This is a genomic window from Microbacterium sp. AG157 (assembly GCF_003385695.1).
Classification (GTDB): Bacteria; Actinomycetota; Actinomycetes; order Actinomycetales; family Microbacteriaceae; genus Microbacterium; species Microbacterium testaceum.
The window spans coordinates 202,313-218,534 of sequence record NZ_QRDK01000002.1; the positions used below are offsets into that span (position 1 = coordinate 202,313).

The following is a 16,222-nucleotide window of genomic DNA, read 5'->3' on the forward strand; positions in this document are numbered from 1 at the left end:
CCGATCGTTCAGTAAAACTGTAGCGGAGGGTGCGCGAGGCCGCAACGGGCCTGCCCCCTCGCCCCCGGCGGTGTGGGGTGGAGCCATGGCAGACACCGCGATCTTCGACGTGGACGGCACCCTCGTCGACACCAACTACCAGCACGCCCTCGCCTGGTACCGCGCCTTCCGGCGGTTCGACGTCGTGCTGCCGATCTGGCGCATCCACCGGGCGATCGGCATGGGCGGCGATCAGCTCGTCGCCTCCCTCACCGGCGACGACGTCGAGAAAGACCACGGCGAGGCCCTGCGCGACGCGTGGACCGAAGAGTTCGAGCCGTTCCTCGGCGAGGTGAAGCCCTTCGACGGAGCACACGACCTGCTCGTCGAGGTGAAGAAGCGCGGATTCCAGGTCGTACTCGCCAGCTCCGGCAAGAGCGACCATGTCGAGCATTTCCTCGACCTCGTCGACGCCCGCGACCTGGCCGATGCCTGGACCACCTCCGACGACGTCCAGGCGAGCAAGCCCGCCCCCGACCTCGTGGAGACGGCGCTGGATCGCGTGCCCGGCTCCAGCGGCATCATGATCGGCGATTCGCCGTGGGACGCCATCGCTGCGGCGAAGGCGGACATCGCCACGATCGCGGTACGCACGGGCGGGTTCTCTGCGGAGGAGCTTCGGGATGCCGGGGCCTCCCGCGTCTTCGACAGCCTCCGCGACCTGATCGCCGGTCTGGACGACACGCCGCTCGCGCGACCGCGTTCCTGACGACCCGGCATCGCGCCCGCGCGCCCAGACCGCCCCCGTTCGTCGAGATCGACGCCGAACGACTGCGGCCTCGGCAGATCGATACGTCCTCGACAGCAGGCCGAGCTCAGCGCAGGTCGTACACGCGCTGGTACTTGCCCTCGCTGCGCGGAAGCGAGCCGGGCTCCTCGACGCGCACATCGACCGTCGTGCCGATCACGACCTTGATCCGCTGTTGCAGCACGACGCCCGCCGCCTCGCACACCTCGCGCTCCAGGGCCGGGTGCCTCTCGATACGGACGGTCATGGCATCCATCCTCCCCTCGCGGCGCAGCTCGAGCACGAAGTGCGGGGTGAGCTTCTCGATGCCCAGCACGATCTCCTCGATCTGCGTCGGGAAGAGATTCACCCCGCGGAGGATGATCATGTCGTCGTTGCGGCCGGTGATCTTCTCGATGCGGCGCATGGCGGGGAACGTCGTCCCGGGCAGCAGCCGGGTGAGATCGCGGGTGCGGTAGCGGATGACGGGGAACGCCTCTTTGGTGAGCGAGGTGAAGACCAGCTCGCCGAGCTCTCCATCGGCGACGGGGGCGCCCGTGTCGCCGTCGATCGTCTCGGGGAGGAAGTGGTCCTCCCAGATGTGCGGGCCGTCCTTGGTGAGCGCACTCTCGGAGGCCACGCCCGGGCCCATCACCTCGCTGAGGCCGTAGATGTCGACGGCGGTGAGGTCGAGGCGCCGTTCGATCTCTCGGCGCATCTCGTTCGTCCACGGCTCCGCCCCGAGGACCGCGACCCGCAGTGACGTCGAGCGCGGGTCGACGCCCGCCGCCTCGAGCGCGTCGGCGATCGTGAGGAGGTAGCTGGGCGTGCAGAGAATGGCATCCGGCTGGAAGTCCTGGATGAGCTGCGCCTGACGAGACGTCTGTCCGCCCGACATCGGGATGACCGTCGCCCCGAGGCGCTCGATACCCGCGTGTGCGCCGAGGCCGCCGGTGAACAACCCGTAGCCGTAGGCGTTGTGCACGCGATCGCCGGGACGGATGCCGGCTGCCGAAAGCGACCGCGCGACGAGATCGGCCCACCGGTCGAGGTCGCCCGCGCTGTACCCGACGACCGTGGGACGCCCGGTCGTGCCGGACGACGCGTGAACGCGCCGAACGTCGGCCATCGGCACCGCGAACATGCCGAAGGGGTAGGTCTCGCGCAGGTCGGCCTTCGTGGTGAAAGGCAGCAGGCGGATGTCGTCGAGCGCGTGGATGTCGTCGGGATGGACGCCCGCCGCATCGAACTTCCGGCGGTACAGCGCGACGTTGTCGTACGCGTGGCGGACCGTCCACTGCAGGCGTTCGAGTTGCAGAGCGCGCAGGCTCTCGAGCGGAACGCCGGTCGGATCGACGGATGCCAGGACGTCGGGGCGTGAGGGAACGGTCATGGTCATCGGGACACCTCCGTGGTGGAGAGCGCGGCGCGGCGCTCGGGCTCGGGGTCGTAGGCGGATGGGGGGCCGGAGGCCTCTGCGGAGTCGGCCTCCGGCGTCGGCGGACGCCGATCCGTCGTGATGCTGCGGCCGCGCACCTCGGCGACCAGGTCGCCCGTCTCGTCTGTCACGCGGATGTCGTAGAGGCCCGTGCGCCCACTGCGCGCGCGGCGGACGGCGGTCGCGGTGAGCGTCTGCCCGGCCGTCGTCGACTTCAGGAACGAGATGTCGGCGCCGCCCGCGACGGTGACCCGCTCGTCTTCGTTGCACGCGATCGCGAAAGCGGTGTCGGCGAGGGTGAAGACGAGCCCGCCGTGGGTGATGGCGAAGCCGTTGAGCATGTCGTCGCGCACGGTCATCGACACCCGCGACTCCCCCGGCGCGTCGTGCTCGACGACCATGCCGAGCATGGCCGACGCCCGATCGCGCTGCATCATCGGCCGGGGGCTCATGCGGGAACCGCCACGGGGGCCCACGTCTTCGCCACGAGCGTGAGCACGTCGTACTGCGCGACGATCTCGTCGTGCTGGTTGCGGATCACGGCATCCCACCGCACCTCGCCGTACGCGTCGGTCTCGCGCGGGGTGATCTGCTTCGCCGTCAGGGCGACGCGGATGCGGTCGCCGGGTGAGACCGGGGTCACGAAGCGCAGGTTCTCGAGGCCCGAGTTCGCGAGGACCGGGCCCGGCGCGGGGTCGACGAACAGTCCCGCCGCCCACGACACGAGCAGGTAGCCGTGCGCGACACGACCCGGGAAGAACGGATTCGCCGCGGCGGACTCCTCGTCCATGTGCGCGTAGAACGTGTCGCCGGTGAAGTTCGCGAAGACCTCGATGTCGTCGAGGGTGACTTCGCGCTCGACCGACTCCACGGCATCCCCGATCCGAAGGTCGGCGAGGGGCTTGCGGAAGGGGTGCGCCCCCGCGGTGTCGGTGTCGGCTCCCGGATGCCACACCCCGGTCAACGCGGTGAGCATGCGGGGCGAGCCCTGGATCGCGGTGCGCTGCATGGAGTGCAGGACCGAGCGGATGCCGCCGAGCTCTTCGCCGCCGCCGGCGCGACCCGGTCCGCCGTGGACGAGGTGCGGGACGGGTGCCCCATGCCCGGTGGAGGTGCGGGCGTCGTCCCGGTCGAGGAAGAGCACGCGGCCGTTCATCGCGCCCATGCGCGTGAGCAGTTCGGTCGCGACGTCGGGGTCGTGGGTGGCGACGCTGGTGACCAGCGATCCCCCGCCCCGGCTCACGATGGTCGCCGCTTCGGCCACGTCGGCGTACTCGACGATGCTCGCGACGGGACCGAAGGCCTCGATGTCGTTGACGGCCGGGGTCGCGGCATCCGCGAACGCGAGAAGCATCGGCCGGAGGAACGCGCCCTCGGCGGGCACGCCCCGCGGCACGTCCGCCGAACCGACGACGAAGCGTCCCCCGGCGTCGGTGAGCGCCCGGACCTGGCGCAGCACCTCGTCACGCTGCTCGACCGAGACGACCGGTCCCATCGTCACGCCTTCGACGCGCGGGTCGCCGATGACCACGCGCTCGGCGATCCTGTCGCGCAGCGCGCGGGCCACGGCATCCGTGGTCCCCGTCGGCACGATCGCGCGGCGGATCGCGGTGCACTTCTGTCCCGCCTTGGTGGTCAGTTCGACGAGCAGCTGCTTCACGTACGCGTCGAACTCGGGCGTGCCGGGGACGGCGTCGGGGCCCAGGATCGAGGCGTTGATCGAGTCGGTCTCGCTCGTGAAGCGCACACCGGGCTTCGCCCGGGCGCGCAGCCGCTCGGCGGTCGAGGCGCTGCCGGTGAAGCCGACGGTGTCGCCGAGGTCGAGCAGATCGAACAGTCCCGGCACGCTGCCGCTCACCAGCTGCAGCGAGCCCTCGGGGAGCAGGCCCGTCTCGACCACCATCCGCACCCACGCCTCGGCGATGTAGGCCGTGGGGGTCGCGGGCTTGACGATCGTGGGAAGGCCGGCCAGGAACGCGGGCGCGAACTTCTCGAGCGCGCCCCACATGGGGAAGTTGAAGGCGTTGATCTGCACCGCGACCCCCGAAAGACGCGTGTAGACATGCCTCCCGAGGAAGGAGCCGTCCTTCGACAGCGGCTCGATCGGTCCGTCGAGCACGACCGTCCCCGCGGGCAACTCCCGGCGGGCTTTCGACGAGAAGGTGAAGAGCACCCCGATGCCGCCGTCGATGTCGCTGAGCGAGTCGCGGCGGGTCGAGCCGGAGCGCTCCGACAGGGCGTAGAGCTCGTCACGACGCTCGTTCAGCGCGATCGCGAGGTTCTTCAACACCATCGCGCGCTCGGGGAAGGTGAGGGCGCCCAGGCTCGCCCGCCCCTCGCGACGGGCGTACGCGACGGCGGCCGCGAGGTCGAGGCCCTTCGTGCTGACGCGGACGATCTCGTCGCCGGTCGACGCGTCGCGGACGATCGCGGCATCCGGATCGTCGGCGGGCGTCCACCACGAACCGTTCACGTAGCTGGGGAGAAACGTCATCATTCGCTCCATTCGTAGAATCCGCGGCCGGTCTTGCGACCCAGGTGGCCCTGGGCGACGAGGTCGCGCAGCAAGGCGGGCGGGGTGAAGCGCGCACCGAACGCGCGCTCGAGTTCTTCGGCGATGCCCAGCCGTACGTCGAGACCGACGATGTCGGTGGTGCGGAGGGGGCCCATCGGATGCCGATACCCCCGCTCCATCGCCGTGTCGATGTCCTGCGCGGAGGCGACGCCCTCTTCGAGCATGCGGATGGCCTCGAGACCGAGAGCGACCCCGAGGCGGCTCGACGCGAAGCCCGGCGCATCGCGCACGACGACAGCGGCCTTGCCGATCGCCTCCACCCACCGAGTCGCTCGCGTCACGACCTCGGGCGCGGTGTCGGCACCCGTCACGACCTCGACCAGCGCCGAGGCCGGCACCGGGTTGAAGAAGTGCAGGCCGAGGAACCGTTGCGGACGCCGCATCGCTCCGGCGAGCGCGTCGATCGAGATGGAGGAGGTGTTGGATGCCACGACGGCGTCGTCGCGCACGGCGCCCTCGATCCGTGCGAGGGCGCCGAGCTTCAGGGCCCGGTCCTCCGGCACGGCCTCGATGACGAGGCCCGCCTCGGCGAACGCGCCGGTGTCGACGCTGGTCGTGAGGGCGTCGGCATCCGGAAGCCGCGTGCCCCGCGCTGCCGAGCGGGTGAGAGCGGCCTCGACGCGGCCCCGCGCCTGGGCGGCGGCCTCCGCATCGCGCTCGACGACGTGCACGCGGGCTCCCGCGATCAGGAACGCGTGGGCGATGCCGGCCCCCATGCGGCCTCCGCCGAGCACACCGACGACGACGGGAACGGATGCCGTGTCTCGGACCGTTGCGGTAACGGGGGAGGTCATCTCTTCTTCCTCTCGAGGAACGCGGTCATGCGGGCGTGCTTGTCTGCGCTGTCGAACAGCTCGGCCTGCAGCTCGCCGTCGATGGCGGGGTGCGCGTTGCGCGGGGCGAGCAGGGCACGCTTGGTGAGGATCGTCGCGCGGGCGGAGTTCGCGGCGATCCGGTCGGCGACCGCGTGAGCGGAGTCGAGCAGATCCTGGGGCTCGTGGATGCTCGAGAGCAGCCCCCACGCGAGCGCTTCGTCGGCGTCGATCACGCGGGCGGTGAGCAGCAGCTCGCTCGCGCGGGCGTGTCCGACGATCTCGGGCAGGCGCCACGAGGCTCCCGCCGCGGCGATGATGCCGAGACCCGGTTCGGGGTTGCCGAAGCGCACGCGAGGTGTCCCCAGGCGGATGTCGGCGGCGTAGGCGAGCTCGGCTCCCCCGCCCAGCGCGAATCCGTCGACGGCGGCGACCACGGGCATGGGCAGGTGGCGGATGCGATCGAACACCGTAGCGTTGATCCCGCGGAGGGCGTCGTCGCCGGTGCGGTCGCGGAGCTGGGCGATGTCCGCCCCCGCGGCGAAGATGCCTCCCGCCCCGGTGAGGATGAGGGTGCGCGGGCGCTCCTCGAGGTCGGCACAGAGGGCGTGCAACTCGTCGACCATCGCCTGATCGATCGCGTTGCGGCGGTCGGGTCTGTCGAGGGTGGCGACGACACGGTCGTCGCGGGCGTCGATGCGGAGCCGGGCGGGCGAGCCTGACGCATCGGCGTCGGAACCCGGCGAAGCCTCCCGCCCCCTGGCCAGGGGCGACTCAGCCATGGGCCCGCTCCAGGATCATCGCCGTGCCCTGCCCCACCCCGACGCACATCGTCGCGAGGCCGTACCGCGCGTCCTCGCGTTCCAGGCGGCCGAGCAGCGTCACGATCAACCGCGAGCCGCTCGACCCCAGGGGGTGACCCAGCGCGATCGCCCCGCCGTCGGCGTTGACGATCTCGGGGTCGAGCCCGAGTCGCCGCACGCACGCGATCGACTGCGACGCGAAGGCCTCGTTGAGTTCGACGGCTCCCAGAGCGGATGCCGACAGCCCCGCCTTCGCGAGGGCCTTCTCGGTCGCGGGCACGGGACCGAGCCCCATGACCTCGGGCGCCAGCGCGGCGGAGGCATGCGCGACGATCCGCGCGCGCGGACGCAGTCCGAACCGTTCGACGGCGGCGGCGCTGGCCACGACGATCGCGGACGCCCCGTCGTTGAGCGAGCTGGAGTTGCCCGCCGTCACGACCTCGCCGCCCTTGACGACGGGTCGGAGTCGCGCGAGCGCGTCGAGCGAGGTGTCGCGACGCGGACCCTCGTCGGTGTCGACCATGCCCCGGGCGGTCTCGACGGCCACGATCTCGGCGCGGAAGCGACCGGCATCCTGAGCCTGGATCGCCCGCTGGTGGCTGCGCAGCGCGAAGGCGTCCGCGTCGGAGCGCGAGACGCCGTCGACGCGGGCGACCTCTTCGGCCGTTTCGGGCATGGCGAAGGTGGCCTTGTCGCGCGCGGCGAGGCGCGGATTGGTGAAGCGCCAGCCGATCGACGTGTCGTACGCCGCCCCGGGTTTCGCCCACGCCTTCTCGGGCTTCGCCTGCACCCAGGGAGCACGAGTCATGGATTCGACGCCGCCCGCGACGATCACGTCGGCATCGCCCGCGCGGATCGCCTGCGCGGCGAGCGCGATCGCGCTCATGCCCGAGGCGCAGAGGCGGTTGACGGTGAGCCCCGGGATGCTGTCGGGAAGCCCCGCGAGCAGAACGGCCATGCGGGCGACGTTGCGATTGTCTTCGCCGGCCTGGTTCGCCGCACCGAGGATGACCTCGTCGACGGCCTCGACGGGAACGCCCGCGCGAGCCACCGCTTCGCCGACCACCAGCGCCGCCAGATCGTCGGGACGAACGGATGCCAGAGCCCCGCCGTACCGTCCGACCGGGGTGCGCACACCTCCGATGAGAAACGCGTCCGCCATCGCCACCCTCTCCCCCGCCGACTCTGGCGGGGCCCGTCCACCTCACCCGCGAGGTTTTCCGACCGATCGTTCAGTAATCATGGCAGAAGGCGTCTCCCGAGGCAACGGCGCCCACCTCACATTGCCGCTATGGGCGAGCGTTCACACCCCGTCGGCTCATGTGGTCATTCGCATGGTGCACGTGTGGTTGCCCGTGTCACCGCTGCAGCGCTCCCTCGAGCCGGGGGCCTCATCTTCGACAAGAACAAGCGAATCGCGATCGTCCGCACGGTCGAGGTGCACGGCCGCAAGGTGCTGCGCTCGGTGACGTTCGATGCTGACCCGGCGCGGCGTTAGCTCATCGGCTACTTCCCCAAGGATGCGACGAGCCTGGCAGTGGGGTGCACCTCGTCCGAGTACGTGAAGAAAGCCACGAGCCCGTGGTCTCCCCCTTCGGCCTCACTCCCATCAAGCGCGCGTGCGTCCTCGCGCACGAGCTCGGTCATGCGTTCCACGGTCACCAAGGGCGCGACGGATCCCGCCGCCGAGGCCGCGGCCGATGCGTACGCGGCCGCCCTGCTCGTCGCCCCCGCTCACTACGCGCGGCTCGAATCGATCGGGCTGAGCACCGGCGAGGTCGCCGAAGAGTTGGGGGTTACGGTCGAGATGCTCCGTGCCTTCGTCGAGCACCACCTCGTGCGCGTCCGCGGCGCCGCGTACACGCGGCCGCGGCTCGGAGCCCACCAGCACGGTCATCTCGCACGCTGGGCGTCATGAGCCCATGACGCCGCTCGCTTGAGTGCGATCGCGACGAGAACACGACCCTGTCGAACGTGTCCCCTCGGTGTGCCCCCGACAGGATTCGAACCTGCGACGCCCGCGTTAGGAGTGCGGCGCTCTATCCCCTGAGCTACGGAGGCGGGATCACCCCAGCCTACTGCGACGCTTCCGCGCGCGCGGCGCCGGACGGACGCGCGAGCGAAACGCTCTCACGCAGGGCGTCGACGAGGCCGGCATCCCACCGCCCCGGCTCCGCGAGCGTCGCCTCGCGCAGATCCACCCCGTCGGGGCCGATGCTCGCGACGCAGACCAGGAGCGACTCGAGCACGAGCCCGTCATACGCGTCCCGGCGCAGGACAGACGCCTCGGGTTCGTGCGTGGCCCTCTCGATCACGCCGAGCCATGGCATCCACCAGTCGTCTCCGGCAGCAAGGCCCGCCCCGCGGAAGGCGTCGAGCCAGCGCGCGATCCGCGGGGTGCCCGGGTCGTCGACGGCGTGGTGGGCGACCATGTGCGTGCCGGGGGTCAGCGGCGTGCGACGCGAGACGAGGCCGTCCCACTCCACCAGGTGCGCACCCGTGGCATCCACCTCCACGAGATTGAAGCCGCGGGTGGCGGGACGGTTCGGGATGCCAACCCCCACCGCGTCGAGGGGAACGCTGCCACGGCTGACGACCTCATCGTCGCGGCGGTCGGAGAGGTCCTCGCGATTGAGCAGCACCGCCAGCCGCCGAGCGGTCGGATCGACTGCGAGCCAGGCACCGCCGGCGCGGTCGTCTCGCACGCCCACGATGTCGTCGCGCTCGGGCCACCAGGGTCCGATGCCGCGCCAGGGGCGGTCGCGGTCCTCGTCGCGGACGGCGAGCACCCGCACGGGTTCGCCGGGAGCGGTGGGGACGTCGATCACGACGGTGCACATTGCCCCCACGCTACCCTCGCGAGGCAGGCGTCGGGCAGGTCCGAGGGCGCCGGCGTCCGTCAGGAGAACAGACGCGGCGCGGGAACGGGCCCTTCGACTCCGAACCCCCCTGTTCTGGTCATTGTCCCTGTTCTCGTCGCACCGCCTGCACCCGTCGCGGACGCCGACCTGGAAGACTGTGACGATGTTCGTCGTCGTCGGAGTGACCGGGGGCATCGCCGCCTACAAGACCGTGAGCCTCGTGCGCCTCCTCGTGAAGGCGGGACACGACGTGCACGTCATCCCCACCGAAGACGCTCTGCGCTTCGTCGGCCTGCCCACCTGGGAGGCGCTCAGTCGCAACCCGGTGACGACCTCCGTGCATGACGACGTCGCGCGCGTCCGACATGTCGCCCTGGGCCAGTCCGCCGATCTCGTGATCGTGGCACCCGCGACCGCGAACACCCTCGCCGCGATGACGGCGGGATTGGCGTCCGACCTGCTCGGCACGACCCTGCTCGCGACGACCGCCCCGGTGGTCGTCGCCCCCGCGATGCACACGGAGATGTGGCGGCATCCGGCCACCGAGCACAACATGAACGTGCTGCGCGCTCGCGGCGTGCACGTGGTCGGACCCGCCGACGGCGTCCTCACCGGCGGCGACTCAGGCCCGGGGCGCATGTCGGAGCCCGAGGAGATCGTCGCCGTCGCCCTCGCTCTGGTCGAACGCCCCCGTGACCTCGACGGACTCTCGATCGTCGTGAGTGCCGGGGGCACGCGCGAGCCCATCGACCCCGTGCGCTTCCTCGGCAATCGCTCGAGCGGACGGCAGGGGGTGGCGATCTCGCGAGCCGCTGCCGATCGCGGCGCATGTGTGACACTCGTCGCCGCCCATCTCGACGCCGACGTCCGTCCCGACCCTCGCGTCGAGGTGATCGCCGCGGGCACCGCTGACGAACTCGGACAGGCGATGGATGCCGTGGCACCCGACGCCGATGTCATCGTCATGGCTGCGGCGGTGGCGGATTACTCCGTCGCCGCGGTGTCGGAGCACAAGCTCCGCAAGCAGGACTCCCCCGGCGGCCTCGTCCTCGAACTGCGCGAAAACCGTGACATCGTCGCGGGGCTCGTGTCCGCTCGGCGGGTGGGGCAGACGATCGTCGCTTTCGCGGCCGAGACGGTCGCCGACGACGCGGAACTCCTCGAGCGGGCTCGCGTGAAGGCGGCCCGCAAGGGAGTCGATCTTCTGGCCGCGAATGCCGTGGGCTGGACGCGCGGTTTCGAGACGACGGGCAATGCGCTGACGATCGTGGATGCCGCGGGCGAGATCGTCGCGATCACGTCGGGCTCGAAGGACGACACGGCGCACGCTGTGCTCGACGCTGTTCTGGCGGTGCGCCGCCGCTGAGGGAGCGGTCGAAAGCCGCCCGCCGAGGCCCGACGCCCCGGCGGACGGCGACGGTCAGTTGTCGCCGAGGCGGTCGACGGCTCCGACGATGTCGGTGACTTCGGTACGCGAGGTGTAATCGACGTGGACATCCGCGAAACGGATGCGTCCGGACCGATCGATCACGTACACCGAGGGGAAGGGCACGCGCGCCGTCGCGTCTGCGTTGCTGTCCGAGACGGCGAATCCGAGCTCCGTGTGCGCTTCTTGGGCGTGCGCACTCGGTTCCGTGACGATTCCGAACCGGTCGGCCAGGACGTTGCCCGGATCGGACAGAACCGTGAAATCGAGGCTGCCGTTGCCCTGGCTCTGCGCGGTGCCGTCGGCGGTCTGGGGTGAGATCGCCACGAGCTGCGCCCCTCGTTCTTCGAGCGCCGGCAGGAGGTCCTGCTGGTAGGTACGCAGGGTGATGTTGCAGTACGGGCACCACGCGCCGCGGTAGAAGACGACGACGGTCGCGGCGCCGTCGAGGACGGACGAGAACGAGACCGCCGCGCCGTCGGCGGTCAGCAGATCGGCGTCCGGAGCCGTGTCGCCCTCTCCGAGCGCGCCGTCCGGCACACCGGCGGCGCGAAGCTCGCTCTGCTCCCCGGAGAAGACCGCGGCGAGGCGATCGCCGATCTGTGATTCGAAGCCGACGTTGAAGTCGTCGACCTGCTGAGCGATGGATGGTGTGGACATGCGTGGCCTCCCCGGCGGTACCGACATCGGGCATCGGTTCGAGGAGCGTATGTCAGTCGAAAGAGGCCTCGGGCGACGATGTCGCGGAGCGGAACATAACGTCACGCAACGTCATCGACGAAGAGAAGGGGGCACCACCGAATCGATCGGCAGCACCCCCTTCGCGTCAGTAGCCGTAGCTGCTGGAGAACTCGCTGATGAGCGCCGTCATCTGTGACACCAGCACGACGATCCAGACGATGAACGCGATGACCACGGCGACGTTGACCGCAATGGACGCCCAGATCGGGGCGAGCCCCGAACCGGTGCGGCGGCGCAGGATGACGCCGCGGCCGATGATGTACACCAGCCCCGAGCCGATGGCCAGCACGAAGAAGCTGAAAGCCCAGTGGAAAGGGCGATCGACGCCGCGTGCGCGCAGCTGACGCCAGTCGAGGAAGGCGAACAGCACCGTGAGCGCCGAAACCACGATGCTCACGACCGACGTCACCACGGTGATGAGTGCGGTCGCCGCGTTGGTGCCGGCCATCGACGCGGGACCCGAATCGTACGAGTACACGCCGGCGTAGAAGGCGTCACGGAAGTACGACGACCAGTCGAAGATGACCACGCCGAGCAGGCTGAGCAGCGGCAGGAAGACCATCAGCCACACCCACACGGTGTTGGTCTTGATGTCGCGGCGGGGGGCGGCGGTGTCGTAGGTCACCGGAGGTGCGCTCGGGTAGCCGGGAGTCGCGCCGTAACCCGCACCTGCGGCGGCCGCACCCGCACCGTACGCCGGAGCGGCGGGGTACGACGGGGCGCTCGGGAACGCCGGAGCCGACGTGTACGCCGGGGCCTCGGGAGGAGCGACGGGAGCGGCGGGCGGCGTCACGGGCGGGACGCTCGTGCCGGTTGCGGTAGATGAGGCCCCTGCCGGGGTCACGGCTGCGGGACCGTCGTGCGGGTCGAGGCTCGCCGAGATGTCGTGCGACGACCCGGTGGCGTGCGCACCACCGGACGGGGAGTCGCTATCGAGTCCCTCCGCGGGGCTGTGGCCCGCCGCGGACTGGTCTGCAGACGTGGAACCGTCAGCCGACGAGGATGCCTCGGCGAACGCGGACCCGGGGGACGCGGCGGACTCTTCACCGGTGCGCGATCCCGCCCCGGAGTCAGCGGCAGCGTGCTGTTCGGTCTCGCTCGGCGCGGCCGGCTCGCCGCCCGCGGAACGTACCTCATCGGTCCAGCTCGTGCCGTTCCAGCGGCGTAGACCACCGCCCCCCGCGGGGTCGGGATACCAGCCGTCGGGCGGAGTGGGAGTGTCAGTCATGTCGTTTCCCCTGTCAGGTGCGGAACCGGGCGAGATGGCCCGAGTCTAGTGATGGCATCCGACGTCATCGGAAGTCTCGCGACGCGTGCGCCACGCCCACCCGGAGATCGGTGAACCCGTCGGCGATCACATTTGTCACTCCCTCGACCGAGCGTTCGAGCATCCCCCGCACGATGAGAGCGGGTGATTCGCGTGCGATCCGGCGGTATCTGTTCCACACGCCGACCGAGCAGATGATGTTCATCAACCCGTGCTCGTCTTCGAGGTTGAGGAACGTGATCCCGGATGCCGTCGCCGGCCGTTGCCGGTGGGTGACGAGCCCGGCCACCTCGATACGCCGATCGGTTTCGCAGGTGCGCAACTCGCGCGAGGTCAGCACCCCGCGGGCATCGAGAGCGGCGCGGAAGTGGGTGAGCGGGTGGTCGTCGGCCGACAGCCCCGTCGCCCAGAGGTCGGACGCGAGGATCTCATAGCTCGACGGATCGGTGAACAAGGGCGGCTGCACGGCCACCAGCGAGTCGGGAAGAAACTCCGGGCGGTCCAGAGCGGCCGAGCCCGACAGCCAGATCGCCTCGCGCCGCGTGTGCCCGAGGCACTCGAATGCGCCGGCCGTGGCGAGGGCCTCGAGCTGCGCGGTCACCATCCCCGTACGGCGAACGAGGTCGCGCAGATCGCGGTAGTCCCCGTTGGCCTCTCTCTCGGTGACGATGCGCTCGGCGACCGTGGCACCGATTCCGGTGACCCCGGCCAGCCCGAGACGCACGGCGAATCCCCCGTCGCGGCGATGAGCGCGCGTCTCGTCGGCTTCGGAAGGGTCGAACTCCCCCGTCGGCGATTGAACCGCGTGCGCGCACGCGTCGAGCCCGGTCGGTACACCTCTTGCCGGATGGGGCTCCGATCCCGTCTCCGCCGCCGGGCCCACGGCATCCGCCCGCTCTGTTCCGGTCCTTCCCGGCGTGTCATCGACTCTCTCGAGGGTGGCCTCGACTCCCGAACGCAGGAGGTCGGGTCGACGCACCTGCACCCCGTGGCGGCGGGCGTCGGCGGTGAGCGTGGCGGGTGAGTAGAACCCCATGGGCTGCGCGCGCAAGAGACCGGCGAGGAACGCCGCCGGGTAGTGCAGCTTGATCCAGGAACTGGCGTAGACCAGCAGAGCGAACGACAGCGAGTGCGACTCGGCGAAACCGAAGTTGGCGAACGCCTGGATCTTGGCATAGAGCTCGTCGGCGACCTGCCCCTCCAGACCGTTCTCGGCCATGCCCGCGTACAGCGTCTCGCGGAGGGAGTCGATGCGCTCGAGCCCATGCTTGGAGCCCATGGCCCGGCGAAGCAGGTCGGCGTCTTCGGCGGAGCAGTTGCCGATGGCGACGGCCATCTGCATGAGCTGTTCTTGGAACACCGGCACCCCCATCGTGCGCTCGAGCACCGGCTCGAGCTTGGGGTGCACGTAGGTGATCGCCTCCTGTCCGAGCTTGCGACGCACGAACGGATGCACGGCCCCGCCCTGGATGGGCCCGGGACGGATGAGGGCGATCTGCACCACGAGGTCGTAGAACTTCCGCGGCTGCAGTCGAGGCAAGAGGCCCATCTGGGCGCGCGACTCCACCTGGAACACCCCGATCGAGTCGGCTCGGCACAGCATGTCGTACACCGCCTTCTCTTCCTTGGGCAGTGTCGACAGCTCCCAGTTCTCGCCCGTCGCCCCGCGGATGAGGTCGAAGCAGTACTGCAGCGCCGCGAGCATGCCGAGGCCCAGCAGGTCGAACTTGACCAGCCCCATCCAGGCAGCGTCGTCTTTGTCCCACTGGATCACCGTGCGGTTCTCCATGCGCGCGTGCTCGATGGGAACGACCTCGCCCACCGGGCGGTCGGTGAGCACCATTCCGCCCGAGTGGATGCCGAGGTGCCGCGGTGCCTTCAGCAGCTCCGACGCGAACTCGATGACCTGGTCGGGGATGTCGTGGTCGGCTCCGGTCTCGAGCGTCGCCCCCCACCGCTCGACCTGCTTCGACCAGGCGTCCTGCTGCCCCGGGGAGTGCCCGAGTGCCCGGGCCATGTCGCGCACGGCGTTCTTCGGTCGGTACTGGATGACGTTCGCCACCTGGGCCGCTCGCTCCCGCCCGTACTCGCCATAGACCCACTGGATGATCTCTTCCCGGCGGTCGGAATCGAAGTCGACGTCGATATCGGGCTCTTCGTCGCGCAGGCTCGACAGGAACCGCTCGAACGGCAGCTTGTAGAAGATCGAGTCGACCGCGGTGATGTCGAGCAGATAGCAGACCGCGCTGTTGGCCGCCGAGCCGCGCCCCTGGCACAGGATGCCGCGCCGACGCGCTTCGGCGACGATGCCGTAGACGATGAGGAAGTAGCCCGGGAAGTCCTTCATCTCGATGACACCCAGTTCGCGCTCGATGCGGCGCCGGTCGTCGTCGGACAGGTTGGGGTACTTCCGCGGGACGGCCTCCCACACCAGGTGCCGGAGCCACGACATGGGGGTGTGCCCCTCGGGCACCTTCTGCTTCGGCAGGGCGGGCTTGGCCCGACGCAGCGGGAAGGCGATCTCATCGGCGAGCTCGACCGTGCGGGCCACCGCTCCCGGATACCGCCGGAACCGCGCCGCCATCTCCACCCCCGAGCGCAGGTGCGCCCCGGCGTGGGCCGGGAGCCAGCCGTCGAGCTCGTCGAGGCCGCGGTTCGCCCGCACCGCGGCGACGGCGGCCGCGAGCAGCTCTTTCTGCGGAGCGGCGTAGTGCACGTTGTTGGTGGCGAGGATCGGCAGGCCCCGCTCGGCGGCGAGACCGGCGAGCACGTCATTGCGTCGGGAATCGAGCGGATCGCCCTGGTCCATCAGCTCGACGTAGACGGCCTCCACACCGAACAGGGTGATGAGGGTGTCGAGTTCGCGCGCGGCTCCGACCGGGCCCTCGAAGGCGAGAGCCTGCCGCACCGCCCCCTTGCGGCATCCGGTGAGCACCGCCCACTGCGGGTCGCTGGGTCCTCCGGCGCGCTCGGCGAGGTCTTCGAGGTCGTAGACCGGTTTCCCTTTCTCCGCACCGGTGAGGTGGGCGTGGGTGATGGCCGCGGCAAGGCGGTGATACCCCTCTTCTTGACGGGCGAGGACGAGGAGGTGCGAACCCATCGGGTCGGCTTCCCCGTTCTGGGGGCCGGAGAGCCCGAGCGAGAGCTCCGCACCGAAGACCGTGTTCACCGCGCGCTGTTCGGCCGCTTCGGCGAACCGCACGATGCCGTAGAAGCCGTCGTGGTCGGTGAGGGCGAGTGCGTGCAGGCCCAGACGTTCGGCCTCTTCGACGAGTTCTTCGGGAGAAGAGGCGCCGTCGAGGAACGAGTACGACGAGTGCGCGTGGAGTTCGGCGTAGGGAACGGTGTCGGCCGGGCGTTCGATCGAGGGCGGCACGTAGGCCCCGCGCTTGTGCGACCAGGCCGGGCTGTCGCCGCCGTCACCGTTCGGTGGAGCGCCGGTGGGGCGGCGGGCGTCGCTGAGCAGGCGCTCGAGCTCCGACCACTTCACGGGAGGGTTGGTCCAACCCATCAGCGCCCCTCCGCCCGGGGAC

General features: G+C 70.5%; 14 protein-coding genes and 1 tRNA gene. 4 read left to right on the top strand and 11 right to left on the bottom strand.

What is annotated here, in order from left to right; genetic code table 11:
• The first annotated feature begins 85 nt into the window (after positions 1-85).
• Positions 86-748: an HAD family hydrolase gene (locus DEU35_RS06775; RefSeq protein ID WP_103206266.1), complete on the top strand. Its 663-nt coding sequence runs from the start codon at positions 86-88 to the stop codon at positions 746-748.
• Positions 749-854: 106 nt separating this feature from the next.
• Here DEU35_RS06775 and paaK read toward each other — a convergent pair whose 3' ends face one another.
• From paaK to DEU35_RS06805, 6 genes are read right to left on the bottom strand one after another with little or no spacing between them, the layout of a single operon-like run.
• Entirely contained in the window at positions 855-2,165 is a 1,311-nt protein-coding gene (gene paaK, locus DEU35_RS06780; RefSeq protein WP_116239031.1) for a phenylacetate--CoA ligase PaaK, read from the bottom strand.
• Positions 2,162-2,656, bottom strand: coding sequence for a hydroxyphenylacetyl-CoA thioesterase PaaI (gene paaI, locus DEU35_RS06785; RefSeq protein WP_103206264.1), 495 nt, complete (start codon positions 2,654-2,656; stop codon positions 2,162-2,164). Before paaI ends, paaK begins: the two co-directional genes overlap by 4 nt.
• Positions 2,653-4,701 carry a phenylacetic acid degradation bifunctional protein PaaZ gene (gene paaZ / locus DEU35_RS06790; RefSeq protein ID WP_181904592.1) on the bottom strand — a complete coding sequence of 683 codons (2,049 nt, stop codon included), beginning with the start codon at positions 4,699-4,701 and terminating at the stop codon, positions 2,653-2,655. The genes paaI and paaZ overlap by 4 nt, the downstream gene beginning before the upstream one ends.
• A complete protein-coding gene (locus tag DEU35_RS06795; RefSeq protein ID WP_116239033.1) occupies positions 4,698-5,573 on the bottom strand; it encodes a 3-hydroxyacyl-CoA dehydrogenase family protein in 876 nt (291 codons plus the stop codon). The genes paaZ and DEU35_RS06795 overlap by 4 nt, the downstream gene beginning before the upstream one ends.
• The gene (locus DEU35_RS06800; RefSeq protein WP_258873379.1) at positions 5,570-6,373 is read right to left on the bottom strand and encodes an enoyl-CoA hydratase/isomerase family protein; all 804 of its coding nucleotides are present in this window, start codon (positions 6,371-6,373) and stop codon (positions 5,570-5,572) included. Before DEU35_RS06800 ends, DEU35_RS06795 begins: the two co-directional genes overlap by 4 nt.
• A complete protein-coding gene (locus tag DEU35_RS06805; protein ID WP_116239034.1) occupies positions 6,366-7,556 on the bottom strand; it encodes an acetyl-CoA C-acyltransferase in 1,191 nt (396 codons plus the stop codon). The genes DEU35_RS06800 and DEU35_RS06805 overlap by 8 nt, the downstream gene beginning before the upstream one ends.
• A 183-nt stretch (positions 7,557-7,739) precedes the next feature.
• Here DEU35_RS06805 and DEU35_RS17070 point away from each other — a divergent pair, with 183 nt between their 5' ends.
• Together DEU35_RS17070 and DEU35_RS06810 are read left to right on the top strand one after the other, a co-directional pair.
• Positions 7,740-7,892, top strand: a complete 153-nt coding sequence (locus tag DEU35_RS17070) for a hypothetical protein (protein WP_170210612.1) — start codon at positions 7,740-7,742, stop codon at positions 7,890-7,892.
• A gap of 147 nt (positions 7,893-8,039) precedes the next feature.
• Positions 8,040-8,312, top strand: a complete 273-nt coding sequence (locus DEU35_RS06810; RefSeq protein WP_116239035.1) for a hypothetical protein — start codon at positions 8,040-8,042, stop codon at positions 8,310-8,312.
• A 70-nt stretch (positions 8,313-8,382) separates the two neighbouring features.
• Here DEU35_RS06810 and DEU35_RS06815 read toward each other — a convergent pair.
• Positions 8,383-8,455 (bottom strand) — tRNA-Arg (locus DEU35_RS06815).
• A 14-nt stretch (positions 8,456-8,469) separates the two neighbouring features.
• Positions 8,470-9,234, bottom strand: a complete 765-nt coding sequence (locus DEU35_RS06820) for an NRDE family protein (protein ID WP_116239344.1) — start codon at positions 9,232-9,234, stop codon at positions 8,470-8,472.
• A 184-nt stretch (positions 9,235-9,418) separates the two neighbouring features.
• Here DEU35_RS06820 and coaBC point away from each other — a divergent pair, with 184 nt between their 5' ends.
• Positions 9,419-10,621 (top strand): bifunctional phosphopantothenoylcysteine decarboxylase/phosphopantothenate--cysteine ligase CoaBC, encoded by a 1,203-nt coding sequence (gene coaBC / locus DEU35_RS06825; RefSeq protein ID WP_181904593.1) that lies wholly within the window; start codon positions 9,419-9,421, stop codon positions 10,619-10,621.
• A gap of 54 nt (positions 10,622-10,675) precedes the next feature.
• Here the strand turns inward: coaBC and DEU35_RS06830 are convergent, their stop codons facing one another.
• From DEU35_RS06830 to DEU35_RS06840, 3 genes are all read right to left on the bottom strand, one after another.
• On the bottom strand, positions 10,676-11,341 hold the full coding sequence (locus tag DEU35_RS06830; protein ID WP_116239037.1) for a peroxiredoxin-like family protein: 666 nt from the start codon (positions 11,339-11,341) through the stop codon (positions 10,676-10,678).
• A 166-nt stretch (positions 11,342-11,507) separates the two neighbouring features.
• A complete protein-coding gene (locus DEU35_RS06835; protein WP_116239038.1) occupies positions 11,508-12,650 on the bottom strand; it encodes a DUF2510 domain-containing protein in 1,143 nt (380 codons plus the stop codon).
• A 64-nt stretch (positions 12,651-12,714) separates the two neighbouring features.
• Complete coding sequence (locus DEU35_RS06840) at positions 12,715-16,200, bottom strand: error-prone DNA polymerase (protein WP_116239039.1); 3,486 nt, start codon at positions 16,198-16,200, stop codon at positions 12,715-12,717.
• Positions 16,201-16,222 lie beyond the last annotated feature (22 nt).

What these genes read in the sequence shown, in the direction of transcription:
- DEU35_RS06810 (WP_116239035.1), top strand. Translation starts at nt 8,040, where the DNA reads ATGCGTTCCACGGTCACCAAGGGCGCGACGGATCCCGCCGCCGAGGCC.
- DEU35_RS06830 (WP_116239037.1), bottom strand. Translation starts at nt 11,341, where the DNA reads ATGTCCACACCATCCATCGCTCAGCAGGTCGACGACTTCAACGTCGGC.
- DEU35_RS06840 (WP_116239039.1), bottom strand. Translation starts at nt 16,200, where the DNA reads ATGGGTTGGACCAACCCTCCCGTGAAGTGGTCGGAGCTCGAGCGCCTG.
- paaZ (WP_181904592.1), bottom strand. Translation starts at nt 4,701, where the DNA reads ATGATGACGTTTCTCCCCAGCTACGTGAACGGTTCGTGGTGGACGCCC.
- coaBC (WP_181904593.1), top strand. Translation starts at nt 9,419, where the DNA reads ATGTTCGTCGTCGTCGGAGTGACCGGGGGCATCGCCGCCTACAAGACC.
- paaK (WP_116239031.1), bottom strand. Translation starts at nt 2,165, where the DNA reads ATGACCATGACCGTTCCCTCACGCCCCGACGTCCTGGCATCCGTCGAT.
- DEU35_RS06805 (WP_116239034.1), bottom strand. Translation starts at nt 7,556, where the DNA reads ATGGCGGACGCGTTTCTCATCGGAGGTGTGCGCACCCCGGTCGGACGG.
- DEU35_RS06775 (WP_103206266.1), top strand. Translation starts at nt 86, where the DNA reads ATGGCAGACACCGCGATCTTCGACGTGGACGGCACCCTCGTCGACACC.
- DEU35_RS06820 (WP_116239344.1), bottom strand. Translation starts at nt 9,234, where the DNA reads ATGTGCACCGTCGTGATCGACGTCCCCACCGCTCCCGGCGAACCCGTG.
- paaI (WP_103206264.1), bottom strand. Translation starts at nt 2,656, where the DNA reads ATGAGCCCCCGGCCGATGATGCAGCGCGATCGGGCGTCGGCCATGCTC.
- DEU35_RS06800 (WP_258873379.1), bottom strand. Translation starts at nt 6,373, where the DNA reads ATGGCTGAGTCGCCCCTGGCCAGGGGGCGGGAGGCTTCGCCGGGTTCC.
- DEU35_RS06835 (WP_116239038.1), bottom strand. Translation starts at nt 12,650, where the DNA reads ATGACTGACACTCCCACTCCGCCCGACGGCTGGTATCCCGACCCCGCG.
- DEU35_RS06795 (WP_116239033.1), bottom strand. Translation starts at nt 5,573, where the DNA reads ATGACCTCCCCCGTTACCGCAACGGTCCGAGACACGGCATCCGTTCCC.